The sequence below is a fragment of the Pseudomonas sp. PDNC002 genome (assembly GCF_016919445.1).
GTDB lineage: Bacteria > Pseudomonadota > Gammaproteobacteria > Pseudomonadales > Pseudomonadaceae > Pseudomonas.
The window spans coordinates 4,970,794-4,992,358 of record NZ_CP070356.1 but is presented as its reverse complement, the minus strand read 5'-3'; the positions used below and the strand labels follow the sequence as shown (position 1 = coordinate 4,992,358).

17 protein-coding genes are annotated in these 21,565 nt (G+C 67.8%); 4 read left to right on the top strand and 13 right to left on the bottom strand.

Annotated elements, in window-relative coordinates:
- Positions 1–168: 168 nt before the first annotated feature.
- The 3 genes from JVX91_RS22440 to JVX91_RS22430 form a co-directional block, all read right to left on the bottom strand.
- Positions 169–336: a hypothetical protein gene (locus tag JVX91_RS22440; RefSeq protein ID WP_205336320.1), complete on the bottom strand. Its 168-nt coding sequence runs from the start codon at positions 334–336 to the stop codon at positions 169–171.
- 75 nt (positions 337–411) lie between these two features.
- On the bottom strand, positions 412–1,542 hold the full coding sequence (locus tag JVX91_RS22435) for a helix-turn-helix transcriptional regulator (RefSeq protein WP_205336319.1): 1,131 nt from the start codon (positions 1,540–1,542) through the stop codon (positions 412–414).
- A gap of 101 nt (positions 1,543–1,643) precedes the next feature.
- Positions 1,644–2,693, bottom strand: a complete 1,050-nt coding sequence (locus JVX91_RS22430) for a Rieske 2Fe-2S domain-containing protein (protein ID WP_205336318.1) — start codon at positions 2,691–2,693, stop codon at positions 1,644–1,646.
- A 193-nt stretch (positions 2,694–2,886) separates the two neighbouring features.
- Here JVX91_RS22430 and JVX91_RS22425 point away from each other — a divergent pair, with 193 nt between their 5' ends.
- From JVX91_RS22425 to JVX91_RS22410, 4 genes are read left to right on the top strand one after another with little or no spacing between them, the layout of a single operon-like run.
- Positions 2,887–3,702, top strand: a complete 816-nt coding sequence (locus tag JVX91_RS22425) for an SDR family NAD(P)-dependent oxidoreductase (protein WP_205336317.1) — start codon at positions 2,887–2,889, stop codon at positions 3,700–3,702.
- A 9-nt stretch (positions 3,703–3,711) separates the two neighbouring features.
- Positions 3,712–4,638: an alpha/beta hydrolase gene (locus JVX91_RS22420; protein ID WP_205336316.1), complete on the top strand. Its 927-nt coding sequence runs from the start codon at positions 3,712–3,714 to the stop codon at positions 4,636–4,638.
- Complete coding sequence (locus JVX91_RS22415; RefSeq protein ID WP_205336315.1) at positions 4,635–5,741, top strand: 3,4-dihydroxy-2-butanone-4-phosphate synthase; 1,107 nt, start codon at positions 4,635–4,637, stop codon at positions 5,739–5,741. The genes JVX91_RS22420 and JVX91_RS22415 overlap by 4 nt, the downstream gene beginning before the upstream one ends.
- Position 5,742: 1 nt before the next feature.
- Complete coding sequence (locus JVX91_RS22410; protein WP_205336314.1) at positions 5,743–6,981, top strand: NADH:flavin oxidoreductase; 1,239 nt, start codon at positions 5,743–5,745, stop codon at positions 6,979–6,981.
- A gap of 85 nt (positions 6,982–7,066) precedes the next feature.
- Here the strand turns inward: JVX91_RS22410 and JVX91_RS22405 are convergent, their stop codons facing one another.
- The 10 genes from JVX91_RS22405 to lpdA form a co-directional block, all read right to left on the bottom strand.
- Positions 7,067–8,230, bottom strand: a complete 1,164-nt coding sequence (locus tag JVX91_RS22405; protein WP_205336313.1) for an MFS transporter — start codon at positions 8,228–8,230, stop codon at positions 7,067–7,069.
- A gap of 9 nt (positions 8,231–8,239) precedes the next feature.
- Positions 8,240–8,482, bottom strand: a complete 243-nt coding sequence (locus tag JVX91_RS22400; protein ID WP_205336312.1) for a DUF1272 domain-containing protein — start codon at positions 8,480–8,482, stop codon at positions 8,240–8,242.
- A gap of 27 nt (positions 8,483–8,509) precedes the next feature.
- The gene (locus JVX91_RS22395; RefSeq protein WP_205336311.1) at positions 8,510–9,514 is read right to left on the bottom strand and encodes a GlxA family transcriptional regulator; all 1,005 of its coding nucleotides are present in this window, start codon (positions 9,512–9,514) and stop codon (positions 8,510–8,512) included.
- Between the two features lie 84 nt (positions 9,515–9,598).
- Positions 9,599–12,664 carry an efflux RND transporter permease subunit gene (locus JVX91_RS22390; RefSeq protein ID WP_205336310.1) on the bottom strand — a complete coding sequence of 1,022 codons (3,066 nt, stop codon included), beginning with the start codon at positions 12,662–12,664 and terminating at the stop codon, positions 9,599–9,601.
- Positions 12,664–13,746, bottom strand: a complete 1,083-nt coding sequence (locus JVX91_RS22385; protein ID WP_205336309.1) for an efflux RND transporter periplasmic adaptor subunit — start codon at positions 13,744–13,746, stop codon at positions 12,664–12,666. The genes JVX91_RS22390 and JVX91_RS22385 overlap by 1 nt, the downstream gene beginning before the upstream one ends.
- Positions 13,747–13,895: 149 nt before the next feature.
- Positions 13,896–14,441 carry a DUF4256 domain-containing protein gene (locus tag JVX91_RS22380; protein ID WP_205336308.1) on the bottom strand — a complete coding sequence of 182 codons (546 nt, stop codon included), beginning with the start codon at positions 14,439–14,441 and terminating at the stop codon, positions 13,896–13,898.
- A 63-nt stretch (positions 14,442–14,504) separates the two neighbouring features.
- Entirely contained in the window at positions 14,505–15,506 is a 1,002-nt protein-coding gene (locus JVX91_RS22375) for a two-component system response regulator (protein WP_205336307.1), read from the bottom strand.
- Positions 15,503–19,186: a PAS domain S-box protein gene (locus JVX91_RS22370; RefSeq protein WP_205336306.1), complete on the bottom strand. Its 3,684-nt coding sequence runs from the start codon at positions 19,184–19,186 to the stop codon at positions 15,503–15,505. Before JVX91_RS22370 ends, JVX91_RS22375 begins: the two co-directional genes overlap by 4 nt.
- A 307-nt stretch (positions 19,187–19,493) precedes the next feature.
- Positions 19,494–19,763 carry a hypothetical protein gene (locus JVX91_RS22365; RefSeq protein ID WP_205336305.1) on the bottom strand — a complete coding sequence of 90 codons (270 nt, stop codon included), beginning with the start codon at positions 19,761–19,763 and terminating at the stop codon, positions 19,494–19,496.
- A gap of 246 nt (positions 19,764–20,009) precedes the next feature.
- Positions 20,010–21,410, bottom strand: coding sequence for a dihydrolipoyl dehydrogenase (gene lpdA, locus JVX91_RS22360; protein ID WP_205336304.1), 1,401 nt, complete (start codon positions 21,408–21,410; stop codon positions 20,010–20,012).
- Positions 21,411–21,565 lie beyond the last annotated feature (155 nt).

The following is a 21,565-nucleotide window of genomic DNA, read 5'->3' as shown; positions in this document are numbered from 1 at the left end:
CGTGCGGAATGTGGGCGAGCAAGTTAGCGGCCGTGAGTTACAAATCCGTGATGTCGGCCGGGCGGCGTACAACGCCGAGCGCTGTACGCCCTACGTGTTCTCGACCCGCAGACAGCTCCGTACGGCGTATGACCGTTCGCGCCCGGATCGCACCGGGCGAAACCCTGTTCACGGCACCGCCCGCAAACAGCTCCCCAGGTCGCACGGCGCCGGCAGCGAGCGCTGTGCCGCCAGGCGCATCTGCTGCGAGCGCTCGTGGATTTCCAGCATCAGGTGGGCGGTGAACAGGCAGCTGCAGATGGTCAGCGCCACGAACAGCGGAATGAGTCGGGACATGCTGGCGACCTCGTCGACCAACTTGGGTTGTCCCACGTTAGTCGCCGGGGCCGTCCGGCAAATCGTCCGAGCGGACTAGCCCAGCGTGGCGACGCTGCGCAGGATCAGGCGTACCAGCATGGTCTGCCGGGTCACGCCGGTCTTGGAGAAGGTCGAGCGCAGGTGGGCGCGCGCGGTGTTGCGGCTGATGCCCAGTTCCTCCGAGGCCTCGTCCAGGGTCAGGCCGTTGGCCAGCAGCATCGCCAGCTGCGCTTCGGCCGGGGTCAGGTCGAACAGCGCCTTGACGATTTCCTGCGGCGCGCGGGATTCCTGTTCCGGATCGCTGACGAAGATCACCACGGAAGGACAGTGCTTGCCCTCGTTCCATTCGCTCAGTGGCACCGAGCGCACGATGATGCCCAGGTCCGCACGACCGGACGGGCGCTGCACGCGCATCGCCTCCACCACCGAGGGTTGCGCACCTTTCTGCGACTGCAGCGCCTGCTTCACCAGGCGGCGGAACTCCTGGCAGTCACGCGGGGTGCCGACCTGCAGGCTGTCGGCGCTGATCTTCAGGCCGTCTTTCTCGCGCAGCAGATTCTCGGCCACCTGGTTGGTCTGCAGGATCTTGCCGGTCTCATCGAGGATGATGGTGCCGACGGCGAACTGGTCCATCGCGCCGGCGTAGAGATTGCGTTCGGTCTCGATGCGGTTGATCTGCGTGTGCAGCACCACCGAGCGCTCCAGGTGCGGGATGAAATGCGCCAGCAGCGCCTTGTCGTTTTCGGTGAAGCCGGGGGACTCCACGCCCCGGCTGACCCGGATGCGGCACAACGCGCCATCGCTGGTGCGGATGTCCGCGCCGAGGATGTGGAACACGCCGACCGGCTCGAGGAAGTTGCGGTAGAACTCCGAGGCCAGCCATTCCTCCTTGGACACGAACTCCTCGAGGATCACCACCTGGCCGCTGGGCAGGTCGACGAAGGGGTCGAGGTTGAAATAGTACTGGTTGTACGAGGCCACGACCTCGGCCGAGCTGCCGTTGGTGTTGACCATCAGCCCTTCGCTCTGGTCGCTGGGCGGACGCAGGATGAAGGTGACGTACTTGGCCTCGAGGAACTGATTGAGCTGGTTGAGGAAGGATTGCCACGGCGTGGGCTCCATGGGGCCCTGGTAAAGATTGCCGAGCATCCCGCTGAACTGGTCGAGATCGAGCGACTGTGCCATCGGTAGAACCATTCTTATTGTTGTTGTAGGAAAGCGCCGAGGAGATTAATCGGCGCTTTCCGCAAAAGGCAATCCGTCCCGCAAGGCAGGGGACAGGTGGCTCAGGCCGGTTCCGCCTGGCGTGCCCGTACGACGAACTCCTTGCGTTCGGATAGGCTCTCCGGCAGCTCGGCGATATTGGTGTAGAACTGCTCGTACCACTTGCGCAGCTGGTACACCGGGCCGTCGCCGTCGCACAGCAGCGGGTTGTCGACACGGGTCTTGCTGTGCCAGATGGCCACGTCCTCGTAGAAGGCAGCGCGTGCCTGCTCGACGTAGGCCAGGGCCATGGCGCGGTTGTCCTCGGCGGACAGGCCCGGCAGCTTCTTCACCAGCACGCCGTAGCGCAGGGTGAAGCTGTGCTGGTCGATGGGCACGTGGCAGTTGAGCAGGATCGACTCGATCGGCTGGCCACCCATGGCGCCGGTCATCCAGGTGATCTGGTAGGCCGGGCCGAAATAGGTGGCGACGGTGTGCAGCTCGCTGTCGCCGGACAGCCGCGCGCTGCGGCCGCGCATCACCTGGGTGGCCATGTGCCCTTCGAAGTGGTTGCTGAACTCGTCGATGGGCGCGCCGTGGACGCTCTTGAAGTGCGCCATGTCGGAGACGTTGTCCACCAGCTCGCGGCAATTGGTGTCGATCTTCAGCTCGGCCACTTCCCACTCGGCCCAGTCCGCGTCGTAGCAGGCGTCGATGCGCGGAATGGCCTGCTCGGCGATGGGCGGATTGCCCTCGGGATCGTTCCAGACGAACAACAGGTGGTTCTGCTCCTGCACCGGCCAGGACTTGATCTTCGCCCGTGGCGGGATGCGCTTGGCGTAGGGAATGTCGTCGCACACGCCGTCGGCACCCCAGCGCCATTCATGGAAGGGGCAGCGCAGGCTGTTGCCTTCCACGCAGCCTTCGCTCAGATCGGCGCCCATGTGCGGGCAATAGCCGTCGAGCACATGCAACTGGCCATCCTCGCCCTGGAAGGCCACCAGGCGGGTGCCGAAGACATCCAGGCGGTGGGCCTTGCCGTCGCGGTACTGGCTGGCCAGCCCCAGGCAGTGCCAGCCGCGCGCGTAACGGTCCTCGACTGGGCGCGCTTCGATACGGTGCAGCGTACTCATCTTGTTGTTCTCCCATCAGGTTGCCGCAGGCAGAAGGGCGGCACGAGCCTGGAAGCGATTCTGCAAGCCGGAGCGCTGGCGGCATCGTCTGAACGGACGAGGCTGCCGCCCTAGTCCGGGTGGACGATGCCGGCGCCGCTGCGGCCGGCGATAACGGCGCCATCGACCGACAACAACGACAAACGGTGGAGCAATGAGCGAGCAGCAAGGCCGCGTGGCGGTCATTACCGGTGCCGCCAGCGGGATTGGCCGTGGCCTGGCGGAGCACGCGGGGCAATTGGCCATGCGCCTGGTCCTGGCCGACCGCGACCGCGCGGGCCTGGACGAACTGGCCAGCGAGCTGGCAGCCCGCGGATGCGAGGTGCTGGAGCAGGTAACCGACGTGAGCCGCGAGCAGGACCTGATCGCCCTGCGCGACGCCGCGCTGGCGCGTTTCGGCGGCATCGACCTGCTGTTCAACAATGCCGGCGTCATGCAGACCGGCGCCAGCTGGGAACTCAGCGAAGCGCAGTGGCGGCGCATGCTGGACATCAACCTGCTGGGCGTGACCAACGGCCTGCGCGTCTTCGTGCCGACGCTGCTGGCGCAGGACCGGCCGGCCCACATCGTCAACACCGCGTCGCTGGCCGGGTTGCTCGCCAGCCCATTCCTGGCCGCCTACACCGTGACCAAACAGGCCGTGGTGGCGCTCTCCGAAGTGCTCCATCACGAGCTGGCGGCGTTGGGCGCGCCCATCGGCGTCTCGGTGCTCTGCCCGGGGCCGGTGGCCAGCCGCATCATGGCCTCCGACCAGGCCGGCGGTGGTGCCGCTGCGGCGCTCGGCGCGCAGCTTGCGCAGAGCATCCGCCAGGGCATGCCGGCCGCCGAACTGGCTGCCCAGGTCTTCGCCGCCATCGACGACAAGCGCTTCTGGATCCTGCCGCACCCGGACTTCAAGCCGGCGTTGCAGGCGCGCACGCAAAGCATCCTCGACGAGACCAATCCGGTCTTCCTGCTGGCCGACCTATAAGGAATGAACATGGCCCTCGATCCCCACATGCAAGCCCTGCTGGACCAGTTCGCCGGCGCGTTCGACCTGGATTTCCAGCAGCTCGACGCCACTTCCTACCGCCGCTTCGCCGACCAGGGCGTGGCTACCGGCGAGCCGCTGAACGTGGCCGAAGTGCGCGAGCTGCGGGTCGCCGACGACCTGCCGGCGCGGCTGTATCGGCCGAGCGCCGAGGCCGGCCTGCCGCTGCTGGTGTTCTTCCATGGTGGTGGTTTTGTCGCCGGCACTCTCGACACCCACGATGACCTGTGCCGGCGCCTGGCGCTGGGCAGCGGCGCGGTGGTGGTGTCGGTGGGTTACCGGTTGGCGCCGGAAGCCGTGTTCCCGACCGCTGCGCACGACTGCGGCCAGGCCGTGGCGGAACTGGTGGTACGTGCCGCCGAACTGGACGTGGATGCGTCGCGCCTGGCCCTGGCCGGCGACAGCGCCGGCGGCAACCTGGCCATCGCCAGCGCCCGCCTGCTGCGTCAGCGCGGTGGCCCGTTGCCGCGCGCACTGTGCCTGTTCTACCCGGTGACCGACCAGACCTGCGGCAGCGCGTCCTACCGCGAGTTCGCCAAGGGCTACTTCCTCGAGGCGGCGATGATGCACTGGTTCTGGCACCAGTACCTGGGGCAGTGGCCGGCGCCCCTGGACGTGCTGGCTTCGCCCCTGCACGCGGCCGATCTCGGCACCCTGCCGGCGACCCTGCTGATGAGCGCCGAATGCGACCCGCTGCGCGACGAGGGCGAAGCCTTCGCCGAGCGCGCCCGCGCGGCCGGCGCGGAAGTCGAGCTGGTGCGCGCCGAGGGCATGCTGCATGGCTTCGCCAGCTTTGCGCCCTTCGTGCCGCGCGCCCAGGCCTATCTCGACGACGCATCCGCCTGGCTGCGCTGCGCGCTGGGGGCGTCGGCATGACGTTGGACAGCCCCCTGCAACTGATCGAGGCGCTGCGCCAGGGCCGGCCCGTCGTGCTGATCGATGGCGAGGAAGAGGGCGGCGACGGCATGCTGGTGCAGGCTGCCGAATTCATCGACGACGCGGCGCTGAACTTCTTCGCGGTCGAGGCGCGCGGGCTGGTCTGCCTGGCGCTCACCGAGGAGCGCTGCGTGGCGCTCGGCCTGCGCCGGATGACCGATAGCCCGCGCGGCGACAGCCTGGGTTTCATGGTGTCCATCGAGGCCGCCGAGGGCATCAGCACCGGCATCTCCGCTGCCGACCGGGCGCGCACCGTGCAGGTGGCGGTGGACCCGGCCAGCGGGCCGGGCGATCTGGTCAGCCCTGGGCACATCTTCCCTCTGCGTGCCTTGCCCGGCGGCGTGATGAGCCGGGGCGGCCATGCCGAGGCTGCCTGCGACCTGGCACGGCTGGCCGGGCTGCAACCGGCGGCGCTGCTGGCCGGCATTCTCGACGAGGAGGGGGAGAACGCCCGCGGTGACACCTTGCGCGCCTTCGCCCTGCGCCACGGCCTGCCCATCGGCGGGATCGCCGAGCTGATCCACCACCGCATCCTTCACGAAGGCACCATCGCGCGCAGCGCCGAATACCGCATCGCTACCCGCCACGGATCGTTCCAGGTCTGCGCCTACCACGATGCCTTCAAGGACGTCGTTCACCTGGCGCTGGTGCGCGGCGAGATCGATCCGGCCCAGCCGGTGCTGGTGCGTGTGCAGGCGGTGGAAACCGTGCGCGACCTGCTGGCCGGAGAACCGCCACGCGGCGCGCAGCAGTGGAATCTGGAGCGCTCGCTGGCACGCATCGCGGCGGAAGGTTGCGGCGTGCTGGTGCTGCTGGCCCAGCAGGAAAGCGCTGGCGCGATCCTCGACCAGCTGTCGCGCGGGACCGGCCCGCAGGCGCCGACGTTTCCCCAGCGTACCCTCGGCGTCGGCGCGCAGATCCTGCGCGACCAGGGCGTGCGCAAGATGCGCCTGATGAGTTTCCCGGTGCCGTACAAGGCGGTGTCCGGTTTCGAACTGGAAGTCAGCGAATTCGTCCCCTTCATCGCGCCCCAGGAGGCCTGAGATGACCCCGCAAGACGCCCTCGACAAAGTCCTGGCGCCCACCCGCCTGGCCGGCCTTGCGCTGCGCAACCGGGTGATCAAGACCGCCACCTTCGAGGGCATGTGCCCGGGTGGGATTCCCGGCGCCGAGCTGGCCGCGCACCATGCGCGCATGGCCCGTGGCGGCGTTGGCCTGACCACCGTGGCTTATTGCGGCGTGTCGCCGGATGGCCTGACCTTCGCCGACCAGATGTGGATGCGCGAGGGCATTTTCGAGCCGTTGCGCGCGCTGGCCGATGCGGTGCACCGCGAGGGCGGCGCGATTTCCGCGCAACTGGCCCACTGCGGCTTCTTCAGTCGCACACGGCCGCGCAACATTCCACGCCCGCGCGGCCCGAGCGCCTGCCTCAACCAGTACGGGCTGTTCTCCGGCGTTCCCTTCGCCGGGGCCATGGGCGCGGCGGACATCCGCAAGACGCTCGCCGAGTACCGCGCCGCCGCCGCGCTGGTGAAGCGCGCGGGCTTCGACGCCGTGGAGATCCACATGGGCCACGGCTACCTGCTCAGCCAGTTCATCTCGCCGGCCACCAACCGCCGCACCGATGCTTACGGCGGCAGCCTGGACAACCGACTGCGCCTGCCGCTGGAAGTGCTGGCGGCGGTGCGCGAGGCGGTGGGCGACGAGTTCCCGATCCTCGCCAAGCTCAACCTCAGCGACGGGTTCGCCGGCGGCATGGAGATCGGCGAATCCTGCCGCGCCGCGCAGCGTCTGGCCGAGCACGGCCTGAATGCCCTGGTGATGAGCGGCGGCTTCACCAGCCGTTCGCCGATGTACCTGTTCCGCGGCGAAAGCCCGCTTGCGCAGATGATTCCGCTGGAACCCAATCCGTTGCAGCGCACGGCGATGAAATGGTTCGGCGGTCGCCTGTTCGCCAGCCTGCCCTACGCCGAGATGTACTTCCTCGAGCAGGCCCGGCAGGTGCGCCAGGCCACCGACATGCCGCTGGTGTACCTGGGCGGCGTCAGTCAGCAGGACAGCCTGCAGCGCGCCATGGCCGAGGGTTTCGATTTCGTTGCCCTGGGGCGTGCGCTGCTGCGCGATCCGGACCTGGTCACGCATGTCCGCACCCAGGGCGAGGCCTACGAGAACGACTGCAACCACCGCAACCAGTGCGTGGCCAGCATGGCCTTGCCCGGCGGCATCCGCTGCGTGCTCAACCAGCCGGACAGCTTCGTCAGGTCGGCCTCGCAGGGCGGATGACCGTCGAGGTTATCCGCCGCGTGTCCGTGATGACTGAGCGTGTCTGTCCCCGAACCTGGCGGCGGACCGCAAACGGCTGTCCGCCCTAGGCGAGCGCCGCCCGGCGCCCCGACCAGAGCATCATCAGCGCCACCAGCAGCACCGGCCAGACCAGCAGGTTCACCGCGCTCCAGCCGACGCTGGTGATCAGTGCGCCGGAGCTGAACGACATCAGCGCCGCCAGGCTGCCATTGCCCAGCTCCATCAGGCCTTGCGCGTGTCCGCGTTCCGGCGGCGTATGGCCGAAGGCGAGCAGCGTGGTGCCGGCCACCAGCATCAGGTTCCAGCCCATGCCCAGCAGCAGCGAACTGATGAGGAACTGGGTTACCGACTGGCCGCTCAGCGCCACCGCCGCACTCACCGCTAGCAGCGCCATGCCGACCCAGGCCACGCGGCGACCGCCGAGTCGGTCCACCAGCGGGCCGGCGACGAAGGCGGGGAGGAACATGCCCAGCACGTGCCACTGGATCACGCTCACCGAGCGCTCCAGCGGCAGCCCGCAGAAGCTCATGGCCAGGGGCGTCGCGTTCATGATCAGGATCATCAGCCCGTGCCCGGCCGCCGTGCAGGCCATGGCGGCACGGATCGCCGGGCGCGACAGCAGCTCGCGCATCACCCTCCAGCCGCCGGTGGACGGTGCGGGCGCGGCACCTTCCGGCAGCCGGCTGAGCACTGCGATGGCGATCAGCGCCAGACCGGCAATCGCCAGGTACGACCCCACGAATGGCGCCGGCAGCGCATTGCGCGACCACAATGCCAGGCTCGGTGCGAGCAACGCCGCCAGCACACCGCCGCCGATCACGTAGGCGGTGGCGCGACCCTTGTGGGCTTCATCCACCGCTTCCAGGGCGGCGAAGCGGTAATACATCGCCGACGCCTGGTAGGCGCCAATGGGCAGCGCGCCGAGGCAGAACAGCAGGAAGTCCGCCAGCCACACGCCCAGCGCACAGAGCAGCCCGCCGAACACACCGCAGGCGGCGCCCAGCAGCAGGCCGCGCCGGCGCCCGTGGCGCTGCATGAACAGCGACAGCGGCTGCACCGCCAGCAGGTTGCCCAGCACCAGGACCGCCAGGGGCAGCGTGGCCAGGCTGTTGATCGGCGTGAGCTGCGCGCCCACCAGCGAGGTGAGGGTGATGCCGATCAGCGAGCAGGACCAGTACAGCGCCTGGCTGGTGAACAGCAGGCGGATCGCCGGAGTGCGCAGCAGCATGCTACGCCCTCAGCCTTGGCAGCCAGCGGGCTTGAGCACGCGCTGGGTCGAGGCGGGGTTGGCCGCCAGTTTCTCCAGCGGGCGGCGCGGGCGCGGCACCAGTTCGCCGCCGCAGTTCGGGCAGCGGCCGTGCAACACCTGTTCGGCGCAGTCGGGGCAGAACGTGCATTCGAAACTGCAGATGCGCGCATCGGGGCTGTCGCCGGGCAGGTCGCGGTTGCAGCATTCGCAGTTGGGGCGGAGTTCGAGCATGGCAAAGTCCTTTGCTATGGATTGAGGTCAGTGCAACTGGCCGAAGCGCTCGGCGTATTCCTGCGGGCTGATCGCCAGGTGCTTGTGGAAGGTCCGCCGCAGGTTCTCCGGATGGCCGAAGCCGCATAGCCGCGACACCGTGCTGATCGACGCCTGGGCGTCCTGCAGCAGCGCGCGGGCGGCTTCCAGGCGCACCCGTTCGACGTAGCGCCCTGGCCCCATGCCCAGTTCGTTGATGAACACCCGCGACAGCGTGCGCAGGCTCATGCACGCCTGCTCGGCGAGGGCTTCCAGCGACAGGTCGTTGCCCAGGTTTGGCGGAATCCACTCCAGCAGCGCGGCGAGACGCGGTGTGCGGCTCGGTTCCGGAGTCAGCCAGTGGCTGAACTGCGCCTGTCCGCCGGGGCGCTTGAGGAACATCACCAACCGCCGCGCAACGGCCAGCGCCAAGGCGCGGCCGAGATCGGCTTCCACCAGCGCCAGGGCGAGGTCGATGCCGGCGGTGACGCCCGCCGAGGTGAACACGTGGTCGTCGCCGTCGCGGCGCTGCGGGTCGTAGGTATGCAGGCGGTCGCCCTGGACCAGCACTTCGGGATAGCCGGCACAGAGCTCGTCGACATCCGCCCAGTGCGTGGTGGCCGGGCGGCCATTCAGCACGCCAGCGGCGGCGAGAATCAGCGCGCCCGAGCACACCGAGCCGAGTCGGCGCACCTGCGGTTCGGCGGCGTCCAGCCATTCGAGTAGATCGGTGTTTTCACATTGCGCCGGAACGCCCAGGCCGCCGGGCACCAGCAGGGTATCCAGCGTGGCGGGGTCGACCTCGCGCCATGCCAGGTCGGCGCAGATGCGCAGGCCCGCCGAAGTCGCCACCGGCCCGGCCTGTTCACCCAGCACCAGCAGCTCGTAGACCGGCGCCAGGCCCTGGCGCTGGCGTTCGACATTGGCGGAGGCGAACACCTGCAGCGGCCCGGTGATGTCCAGGCTCATGACCTCGGGGTAGATCAGGCAGGCGATGCGGCGCGGCGATTCCATGATGGGCCTCGTTCATTGGATGCAACGAGTGTGGCGGTGACCGACGCTGGCGGCAACGTCAGTCACCCCACGGATCTTGCCAATCTACTGGCGAGATCCGTTGGCTGTGCCCAACCGGTAGGCGCTGGCATACAGCACCGGCAGCACGATCAGCGTCAGCAGCGTGGCGAAGCCCAGGCCGAACATGATCACCACCGACATGCTCTGGAAGAAGGCGTCGAGCAGCAGCGGCGCCAGGCCGAGGATGGTGGTCAGTGCGGTCAGGCAGATTGGCCGCAGGCGCGCGCAGGCGGCGTTCACCAGCGCCTCGCGCGGTGGCTGGCCGCTGGCGGCGAGGTTGTCGACCTCTTCCAGCAGCACGATGCCGTTGCGCACCAGCATGCCGGACAGGCTCAAGAGCCCGAGCAGTGCCATGAAGCCGAAGGGGATGCCGGTGAGCAGGAAGCCGACGGTCACGCCGATCATCGCCAGCGGCACGGTCAGCCAGATCAGCAGCGCCTTGCGCAGCGAGGAGAACATCAGCACGGTGATGATGAACATTGCCAGGAAGGCCATCGGCAGGTTGCCGAGCACGCCGTCGCGAGCGTCGCCGGAGCTTTCCACGTCGCCGCCCCAGGCCAGTTCGTAGCCCGGCGGCAGTTGCAGCGCCTCGATCTGCGGGCGCACGCGGGCGAGCAGTTGCGAGGAGGTTTCGCCGCTCTGCGGGGCGACGTCGGCCATCACCGTCAGGGTCCGCTTGCGATCCTGGCGCAGGATCAGCGGGTCTTCCCAGACGCTGTCGAAGCCGCCGACCACCTGCTCGATGGGCAGGTAGCGCTGGCTCACCGGGCTCCACAACATCAGGTCGTTGATCTGCCCGGCATCGAGTTCCCGTTCGCGCACGATGATGGGCAATTGCTGCGTGCCGTCGCGGTAGAGGCCGACGGACAGGCCGCTGAAACTCATGCGCAGCAGGCTGTCCAGATCGCCCTTGTCGATCCCCAGTTCGCGGGCGCGGGCTTCGTTGAACTGCGGGCGGACCAGCAGCGCACGGGCCTGCCAGTCATGGCCGACGCCGGTGGCGACCGGATCGGCGGCGAGGATATCGCTTACCTGCGCGCCCAGACGGCGCAGTACCTGCGGGTCGGAACCGGTCAGGCGCACTTCGATGGCGCTGCCGCTGGAGGGCCCGAACATCAGGCGCTTGAGGCCGGTCTGCACTTGCGGATAGTGCTCGTCGAGATAGTGCTGCAGGTCGGCGATCAACCCCGGAATCTGCGCGCGGTTCTCGGTGCGCACCAGCACTTGCGCGTAGTTCGCGTGCTGGCGTTCGGCGCCGTAGGTGAGGATGAAACGCGGCGCGCCCTGGCCGATGCTGGTGACCGTGCGCTCAACGCCCGGCAGGGCGGTGATGTGCCGGTCGATCTCGGCGGCCAGGTCGCGGGTGTGCTCGATGGCCGTGCCCTGGGGCAGCCACAGGTCGACGAAGAACATCGGCGTGTTGGCCGGCGGGAAGAAGTTCTGCCGCACCTGGGAGAAGCCCAGCAGCGAGGCGGCCAGGGCCAGCGCGAGCATGCCCAGGGTCAGCGCACGCTGACGCAGGCAGGCCTCCAGCAGGCCGCGATAAGCGCGGTATAGCCAGCCCTGGTGCGGCTCGGCGCTCTCTGTTTGCACCGGCATGTTGGCGAAGGCCCAGCGTGCGAACAGCGGCGTCAGCGTCATGGCTGTCACCCAGCTCAGCAGCAGCGACACCAGCAGCACGTCGAACAGCGAGCGGCAGTATTCGCCGGTGGAGTCCGAGGACAGGCCGATGGGCGCGAAGGCCAGCACCGCGATCACCGTGGCGCCCAGCAGGGGCAGCGCGGTGAGGCGGACGATATGGCGGATCGCGGCGTCGATGCCCTGGCCGCGCAGGCGCCCGACCAGCACGCCTTCGACCACGACGATGGCGTTGTCCACCAGCATGCACAGGGAAATGATCAGTGCGCCGAGGCTGATGCGCTGCAACTCGATGCCCAGCAGGTACATCAGCAACAGGCTGCCCAGCACGTTGAGCGCGAGCACCCCGGCGATCACCACGCCGCTGCGCAGGCCCATGAACACCAGCAGCGTACCGACGACGATGGCCAGCGCCAGGACGAAGCTGAGCAGAAAGCCGTTCACCGCGCCGTGCACTTCCACGGCCTGGTCGTAGAACGGGGTCAGCTGCATGCCGGCGGGGCGTTCGCTTTCCAGTTGATCGAGGCGATCGTGCACGGCATCGCCGACCTTCACCACGTTCACCTGCGGAGCGAACGCGATGCCCAGCGCCAGGGCCGCTTCGCCATCGGCGCGCCAGAGGTGGCTGGGGGTATCGGTGAAGCCGCGCTTCACCGTGGCGATGTCGCCCAGGCGGACCAACTGGGCGCTGCCCGGCGCGCTGATCAGCAGTTGTTCCAGTTCACCCACGGCAGCGAATTCGCCGGTGGGATGCAGGCGGATGCTTTCGCTGCCCACGCGCAGGCTGCCAGCGTCCGAGACGACGTTCTGACGGTTCAGCAGGCTGACCAGACGCGTCAGCGGCACGCCCATGGCGGTCATCTTTTCCCGCGAGACATCCACCTGCACCTGCTCGGCCTGCAGGCCGGAGACCACCACCTTGCTCACGCCCGGCACGAGCACCAGCTCGCGGCGCAGGTAGTCGGCGTAGTCGCGCAGTTCCTGGTAGCTGTAGCCCTTGCCGGACAGCGACAGGAGGATGCCATAGACGTCGCCGAAATCGTCGTTCACCAGCGGCGGCGAAACGCCCGGCGGCAGGTGCGGGGCGAGGTCGTTGACCTTGCGCCGCAGCTCGTCCCAGATCTGCGGCAGGTCGCCTGCGCGGTACTGCGGCTTCACGTTGACGGTGATCTGCGACAGCCCGGCGCTGGAGATCGAGGTCAGCTTGTCGATGTAGGCCAGTTGCTGGATGGCGTTTTCCAGCGGATAGGTGACTTCCTCTTCCACCTGCTGCGGCGAGGCGCCGGCATAGCGGGTGGCGACCACGGCGGTCTTCACGGTGAAGGCCGGGTCCTCCAGGCGACCGATTTCGAGGATCGCGTAGAGGCCGCCGAGGGCCAGCAGGAGGATGACGATCCAGCTGCTGACCCGATTTTGTAGAAAGCCGCGGATCAAGTAGCCGCTGATATCCATCACAGCCCCCGCTCGCGTTGCCACGGACGCACTGGTTGGCCTTCACGCAGTTCGGCGGTGCCGGCGGCAACGATGCGCTCGCCCGGCTCCAGCCCCGACAGAATCTGGATGCCCTCGGCACCGGGCTGGCCAAGTTGCACCGTACGGCGTTCAACGCGCAGCGCATCGTCGTCGCCTTTCACCACCCACACCTGGCTGTGCCCCGGCGCGCCGTCGTCGGCGCTGAATACCGCTTCCACCGGCACCCGCAGCACGGCCTGGGCGTCGCGGCCGAGCTGGGCGAAGTCCACCTCGACGGTGGCGCTCATGCCGGGCAGCAGAGTCACGTCCTTCGGCCGCTCCAGCGTGAGGGTGACGGTGTAGCTCAGGGTCGCCGGATCCGGGCGGGTGCTGTGCTCCTTGTACTGCGCGGGGAAGTCGCGGCCGGGCACGCGGGCCAGGCGCACGACGGGCTGGTAGTCGCTGCGCAGGCTGGCGCCATCGACCCGTTCCAGCAGGCTTTCCGGCAGCTGGAACTGTACGTCGTAGGTGTCGGCGGATTGCAGGATCGCTACCGGCTGCTTGAGTTGCAGCATCTGGTGGTTTTGCACCGGCAACTGGGCGATGACGCCGGCGAAGGGCGCTACCAGCCGCGCGTAGCCCAGCTCCTGGCGGGCCAGTTTCAGTGCGGCTTCGGCGGAATCCAGCTGGGCCTTGCGCTGGTCCAGTTCGGCGCGGGCCGCCAGTTGCCGCTCGTTGAGGGTAGCGACGCGCTGGTACTGGGCGCGGGCGAGGTTGTAGGTGGCCTCGCGGTCGCGCAGACGCAGGCGCAGGTCGGCGTCGTCCAGCTCGGCGATTAGTTGGCCGCGCTCCACGCGCTGGCCCTGTTTCACCGAGAGGGTCTTGAGATGGCCGGCGAGGCGGAAGGACAGGTCGACCTCATCGGAAGCCACCAGTTGGCCGGGGAACTGACGCACGCCTTCGGCGGTGGCGGCGGGAACGCTGTAGAGCTTCACCGGGCGCACGCTATCGACCGGTGCCGGGGGCGTCGGGCCACAGCCGGCCAGCAGGCCGGCGAGCAGAAGGCAGGCGGGCGTTTTCACGCGGGATTCCTCTTGATCTGAGCGGGTGCGGCAAGGCTGCACGCCCTTCGGAGGAATCCGCCTGACATGAATCAAGGGCCGCCGGGCGGCCTTGGGAAAGCTCAGCGTCGGTACAGGATTCGTTCAGAAAAGACCGACGGCGTTGCGCGTCACACCTTCAGCACACCCCGGAACCCGCGGGCGGCGTAATAGGACTGCACGCCGTTGTGGTAGGTGAATATCCGCTCGTAGCGGCGGTCGCCAAACAACGCGCCGTCCAGCTTGCGCATGGAGCCAGGCGTGCGCAGCCAGCTGGAGGTCTTCTGGTCGAATCTGCCCAGCTCCTGCAGGTGACGGTACTGCGCCTCGTCCAGCAGCTCGATACCGATCTGCGCGGCCAGTTCCGTGGCGCAACCGGCGGGCTTGTCCTTCTTGCGCGCGTCCAGCGCCTCGCGGTCGTAGCAGAGGCTGCGGCGGCCGGCCGGCGTCTCGGCGGAGCAATCGAAGAACAGGAAGGCGCCGCTGGCGCTCTCGCGGCCGACGACGTCGGGCTCGCCGCCGGTTTCCTCCATCTGTTCCAGCGCCTTGAGCTTGGTTGGAGCGGCCTCCAGGCGCGCCTGGACGTCCGCCCAGTCGATGCCGTTGTGGCGCTCGGGATGCTGGTCGAAGCGGGCCTGCAGTGTTGCCAGCAGGGTGTCGCGCTGTTTCGCATTCATCGTGCTTACTCTCGGCAGGAAGTGAAGGTCAGAGAGTAAAGCAGGATTTGCGTGGCTCGCCGCTCAGCCGGCGTCGGCCCAGCGCTCGCGCACGGCAAGGATGTCCGGCATCTGGCCGAGGAACAGCTCCACCAGCTCCGGGTCGAACTGGCTGCCTTTTTCCCGGCGCAGCAGGTCGACGGCCTCGTCGATGCTCCAGGCCGGTTTGTAGGGGCGCACGCTGGTCAACGCGTCGAACACGTCGGCGATGGCGACGATGCGCCCCTCGATAGGAATCTCCTCGCCGCGCAGTCCCTTGGGGTAACCGGTGCCGTCCCAGCGCTCGTGGTGGGTGAGGGCGATGCTGCGGGCCAGGCGCAGCAGGTTGGAGTCGTGCTCGCCGATGATCCGCGCGCCGATCTCCGGGTGCTGGCGCATCACCGCCCACTCGTGCTCATCGAGGCGGCCGGGCTTCTGCAGGATGGCATCGGGAATGCCGATCTTGCCCACGTCGTGCATGGGCGCCGCGTTGAGCAGGTCGTCGGCGGCTTTCTCCGAGTAGCCGGCGGCGCGCGCCAGGATGTGCGCGTAATGGCTCATGCGGATGACGTGCAGGCCGGTCTCGTTGTCCTTGTACTCCGAGGCCTTGCCCAGGCGCTGGACGATCTGCAGCCGCGTCTCGCGCAGTTCTTCCACGCGGACCAGCGACAGGTGCGTGCGCACCCGCGCCTTGACGATGGGCGGGCTGACCGGCTTGGTGATGTAGTCCACCGCGCCGACCTCGAAGCCCCGCGCCTCGTCCGGCACATCGGCCAGGGCGGTGACGAAGATCACCGGGATGGCGCCGGTGGCCTGCTCGGCCTTGAGCCGCTGGCAGACTTCGAAGCCGGTCATGCCGGGCATCATCACGTCCAGCAGGATCAGGTCCGGGCGCTCGCGGTTGGCCAGTTCCAGCGCCTTGTCGCCGTCCTTGGCGAACAGCAGGCGGTAGTCGTCCTGCAGGATGTGGCGCAGCACCTGGAGGTTGGTGGCTTCGTCGTCCACCAGCAGCAGGCAGGGCCGATGGTCTTGGGCGGTCAGGGTCATGCGTGCTCCAGGCGGTTACCCAGGGTCCGGACCCATTCGAGGGCCTGGTCGAAGTCGAAATCGTCGATGGCGAAGCGCAGGGCCTCGAAAGTCTCGCGGTGTTCGCCTCGGGCCGTGCCCAGGCGTAGGCGCTCCAGCGCCTGGTCGTCGAGGCCGCCGCGGGAGAGGGCCAGCTGCAGGGCGTCGAGTGCGTCGCGCAGATCCTGCGAGGCGGCTTGCCCGACAGCCTCGCCGACGCCGTTGGGAGCGGCTTCGGGGACCAGCGGCACCGATGCGCGGACGGTGGCGAACTCCGTGCAGGCTCGCTCCAGCGCGGTCTGCAATTGCTCGACGGTGCCGTGATCGGCCGTGCTTTCCAGTGCGCCCAGTGCGCCCGCCAGGCGCGGCAATGCGAGATTGGCCGCGGCGCCACGCAGGCGATGGGCGAGGGCGGTGATGCCGGCGCGATCGCCGTCGTTGACCGCCTGTTCCAGGGTGGCGAGGCAGGATTGCTGCTCGTCGAGGAAGCGCAGGATAGCCCGCGCCATGGGCAGCGGGCCGCCCCACAGGTGCGCGCCGGCGGTCCAGTCCAGGGTTGCCAGCGGCACCGGCGCGCAATCCGGCGTACTGCGCGCGGCGGGGGTAGCCCCGAGCACGCGCGCCATCTCATCCAGCAGGGCATTGAGCTCCAGCGGTTTGCTGGCGAAGCCGTTCATGCCGGCGTCCAGGGCATTCTGCCGGTCGCGGTCGAGCACGCTGGCGGTGAGGGCGATGATCGGCACGGCCTCGACGCCACGTTGCTGCTCGATGGTGCGGATGCGTCGGGTGGCTTCCAGGCCGTCCATGCCGGGCATCTGCACATCCATCAGGATCAGGTCGAAGTCATGCGCGCTGTAAGCGTCAACGGCGGCCTGGCCATCGCCGACGCTGTGCGGGCGGTGGCCCAGACGACGCAGGTTCAGCTCCAGCAGCTCGACGTTCTGCGGCACGTCGTCCGCCACCAGGATGCGTAGCGGCGGCAGGCTTGGCGCGTGGCTGCGGGGCGTCGGCTGTACGCTGCGGCCGGCCGGCAACGGCAGGTCGACAGTGAACACGCTGCCCCGACCTACCTCGCTTTCCACTGTGATGCGGCCGCCCATCAGCTCCACCAGCTGGCGCGAAATGGTGGTGCCCAGCCCGGTCCCGCCGAAGCGCCGGCTCATGGAGGCGTCGGCCTGGGCGAAGGGATCGAAGATGCGTTCCAGGCGGTCGGCGGCGATGCCGATGCCGGTGTCGCGGATGGCCAGGCGCAGGGCGCCCGGCTCGCCGCTGATGACCAGCCGCACTTCGCCGCGCTCGGTGAACTTCACCGCGTTGCCCAGCAGGTTGGTCAGCACCTGCTGCAGGCGCAGCGGGTCGCCGCGGAAATACTCGCCGGCGCGCTGGCCGTAGTCGATCTGCAGGCTCAGGCCCTTGCGCTCGGCGGATAGCCGCAGCGCCGCGCAGACCTGCTCGCACAGCTCCGGCAGGGAGAAGTCGAGGGCTTCCAGTTCGATGGCGCCGCGATCCAGCTTGGCGGTGTCGAGGATGTCGTTGAGCAGCCCCAGCAGCGAGCGCGAGGCGTTCTGTACGGTGGTCAGGTAACGGCGCTGGTTCTCTTCCAGCGGCGAATCCAGCAGCAGCTCGGTGAAGCCCATGATGGCGTTCATCGGCGTGCGGATTTCGTGGCTCATGTTGGCGAGGAAGCTGCTGCGCGCGGCGGCGGCCTGCTCGGCGCGGTCGCGGGCGCTGCGCAGTTCCTGCTCCATGACCCGGCGCGGGGTGAGGTCGGTGGCCAGCTTGACCACCTTCATCGGTTTGCCGTCGAAATCGAGGATCGGGTTGTAGGTGGCCTGAATCCAGACTTCGCGGCCGTCTTTCGCCAGGCGACGGTATTCGCCGGCGCTGAACTCGCCCCGCCGCAGCGCCTGCCAGAACACCTGGTACTCGGCACTACCGGTGATATCCGGTGGGCAGAACAGGCTGTGGTTCTGGCCCAGCACCTCGGCTTCGCTGTAGCCGAACAGCTCGAGGACGTTCTCGTTGGCGGCCAGCACGCGGCCGTCGAGGTCGAACTCGATCAGCGCCATGGCCCGGCCGATGGCGGTGACCTTGCCTTCGTACTCGTTGCTCAGCAGCTTGGTTTCAGTCTGGTCGAGCAGCACGCCGTCGATCCACTGTGGGTTGCCGGCCTCGTCGTAGCAGGCGCTGCCACCTTCCCAGATCCAGCGTTCGGTGCCGCTGCGGTCGAACAGCCGGTATTCGACGACGTAGCTGCGGCGCTCGGCAATGGCGCGGCGGACTTCCTCGTTCACCGCTTCCTGGTCATCGGGATGGTAGAGCTGGCCGAAGGTGATGCGCTGGTCGATGAAATCCTGCGCCGACCAGCCGGTGACGGCCTCCACCGCGTCGCTGACGAACAGGACGCTCCAGGCGTCGTCCGGGAGCACCCGGAAGGCGATGCCGGGCATGTTGCGGATCAGCGAACGGTACTGCTCCTCGCGGGTGCGCAGGGCCTGCTCCATCACGCGGCGTTCGCTGATGTCGGCGACGAACACGACGAACCAGGGCTTGCCGTTGTGATCGGTGACGCCGAGGCTGACGCGCACCGGAAACTCCCGGCCGTCGCGAGTCAGGCCTTCCAGCTCCAGTTCGGAGTTGTTGAACTGGCGCTCGCCGCTGCGTTTGTAGTTCTCCAGCGCCATGCGGAACTGATGGCCGTAAGCCTCGTTCATCAGCACCTGCATGGGCTGGCCGACCAGTTCGTGCGGTTGCCAGCCGAACAGGCGCAGCACGGCGTGGTTGACCGAGCGGATCACGCCGCTGTGGTCGATGGTGAGGATGGCCTCGACGGCGGCGTCGAGCAGCGAATCCAGGTGCTTGCGCCGGCGCTGCAGTTCCTGGAACAGCTGGCGGTAGCGCAGCAGGCCGTTCACCGCGGCGACGCAGATGCTCAGGCTGGTGGTCGCCATGGACACGGCCATGGCCAGGTAGAAGCTGCCTTGTACGCCCTGCGGAACGCCGAACTCCTCCCGGCCGACGAAGCGCGCCGCGGCCATGCCGGTGTAGTGCATGCCGGCGATCGCCAGGCCCATCACCATGCCGCTGAGCAGGATCGCCAGGTTCGGCCTCACATGGCGGCGCAGGCCGAAGCGCACCCACAGGGCAATCACCGCCAGCACCACCGCGACGATGATGGAGAGGGCGAACATCCACGGGTCGTAGCGCAGCAGCGGGGCCATCTGCATGGCCGCCATGCCGCTGTAGTGCATGGCGCCGATGCCAGCGCCGACCAGCACGCCGCCGCCGATGAATTGCAGAGTGCTGACGTTGCGCTGGGCCAGCAGGTTGAGCGCGATCCACGAGGCGAACAGGCTCGGCAGGCCGGAGAGCAGGGTGATCAGTGGGTCGTAGCGCACCGTCGCGCAGAGCTGGAAGGACAGCATGCCGATGAAGTGCATTGCCCACACGCCGCCGCCCAGTGCCACCGCGCCGGTGCCGATGGCCAGTTGGCGATAGAACGGGCTGCGCGCCAGGCGAGCCACCCCCGACAACTGCAGGGCCATGGTCGAGGTGAAGATGGCGATGAGGATGGAGAGCAGCAGCAGTGCGTTGTTGTGCTCGCCGAAAACCAGCAGGGAAGGGGTGTCGCCGCTGTAGAAATATCGTTGCAGATCGAGCATTGAACGAAGACCGTACTGCGTGCCGAAGGCCCGGTTGAAGGAGCGACTGGAAGTCAGTGCGAAGCAGAGCACAGGATGGCTGCAAATTGCCATCATTGTCGGTCGCCGCGCCCGCACAACCCCGCGTCAGAGCGCTGGAATCTGACAAGCGGGCAGGCACGCTTCGGAATCGAAGCTGAAACGATGCGGCTGACCGATAAGGCTCTATCGGCAAGCGAAACGGAGAATTGAGGCGTTGCCGACGGCTGGCGCTGAAACGACAAAGCCCGGCTTTGGGCCGGGCTTTGGTTCAGCGAGCGTCTGCGGATCAGGCGGGCATGTGCCATTCCTGCAGGCGGTAGCCTTCACGGTTCAGCTCGTCGCGAGCCTGGTTGAGCAGGCCTTCGAGCTTCTCCGGGTCGGAGTACGCGGAGCTGGGAATACGGGTAAGGCCCAGCAGCCGGGTACCGGTGCGATCGAGGACGGACAGGTCGAGGCTGCCGTCGCCCCCTTGGTCAACCCAGGTCACACAATTGAAGGGTTGGAAGGCTCGTCCAGTGATCAGCAGAGCCTCGTTGAAACGAAGAGTCGCATGCATGGTTGTGATCTCTCTGCGTGGTAATCCATTGCGAAGGTGGCGAAAGCGGTTCATCCACTTTCGTGTTCGTTCACGCAATTGATGGATTCAGAGTCGAAGAAAGTCACAACCCATGTCGCGGTTGTACACAAAATAGTCGCAAATAAAACTGTTTCAGTCGCTACAGGCCCCGTCATCCGTGGCCTGTAGCGATTTCTGGGGTGCGCCATCGCGCCGCACGTGCCATTTGTCCTGGGCGACGAGCGGTCAGGCCTGCATGGCCCAGCCGTCCACGTTCATCGCCGCCTGGCGCAGCGCCTCGGAGCGTGTCGGGTGCGGGTGGCAGGTGCGCGCGATGTCCTCGGCGGCGCCGCGGAACTCCATGGCCACGCAGTATTCCGCGATCATGTCGCCGACGTTCGGGCCGATCATGTGCACGCCGAGGATCTCGTCGCTGCGCTCGTCGGCCAGCACCTTCACGAAGCCCTCGGTCTCGTGGTTGATCTTCGCCCGGCTGTTGGCGGTGAAGGGGAACTTGCCGACCTTGTAGGCGCGGCCCTCGGCCTTGAGCTGCTCCTCGGTCTTGCCCACGGTGGCGACTTCCGGATGGGTGTAGATCACGCTGGGGATCACGTCGTAGTTCACTTCCCCGGCCTTGCCGGCGATCAGCTCGACGCAGGCGATGGCCTCGTCCTCAGCCTTGTGCGCGAGCATCGGGCCGGAGGTCACGTCACCGATTACCCAGATGCCCGGCACGCTGCTGCGGTGCTCGTGGTTCTCCAGCATGCCGCGCTTGTCGGTGGCCAGGCCCACGCTTTCCAGCCCGAGGCCCTGGGTAAAGGGACGGCGGCCGATGGCAAGCAGTACGTAATCGGCCTGGATCGACTCCGCTGCGCCGCCAGCGGCCGGTTCGACGCTCAGGGTCACCTGCTTGCCGCTGACCTTGGCCTGGGTGACTTTCGAGCCGAGCTTGAAGCTCATGCCCTGCTTGGTCAGCGCACGCTGGAAGGTCTTGGCGGTTTCTAGGTCCATGCCGGGGCAGATGCGGTCGAGGTATTCGATCACTGTGACTTCGGCGCCCAGGCGGCGCCATACCGAGCCCAGCTCCAGGCCGATGACGCCGGCGCCGATCACCACCAGGTGCTTGGGCACCTCGGGGATGGACAGCGCGCCAGTGGAGTCGAGGATGCGCTTGTTGTCGACTTCCACACCCGGCAGAGGCGAGGGCTCCGAACCGGTGGCGATGATGATGTCCTTCGCGGTGAGCGAGCTCTTGCTGCCGTCGGCGGCGGTCACTTCCACCTTGCCCGGCCCGTCGATGCGGCCCCAGCCCTTCACCCAATCCACCTTGTTCTTGCGGAACAGGAACTCCACGCCCTTGGTCAGCGCGGTCACGCTCTCGGTCTTCTGCTTCATCATCTGCGCCAGGTCGAGCTTGGGCTTGACCTGGATGCCGAGGTTGGCGAATTCGCCGCCGGCCGCCGCTTCATACAGTTCCGACGCGTGCAGCAACGCCTTGGACGGCATGCAGCCGACATTCAGGCAGGTGCCACCGAGGGTCTCGCGACCCTCCACGCAGGCGACCTTCAGGCCCAGCTGGCCGGCGCGGATGGCCGCGTTGTAGCCGCCGGGGCCGCCGCCGATGACGATCACATCGTATGCGCTCATGCAGTGCTCTCCGAGTTGGAAAAAGGGGTGAATCGAGGTTAGCCCGCGCTCGCCGGATCACCAGCGCAGGGCTTTGGATAAGCGTTACTCGATTTATATTACGAACATAATATATGATTTTGCGCAAGTCACCTGGACATGACAGACGCGTCGGG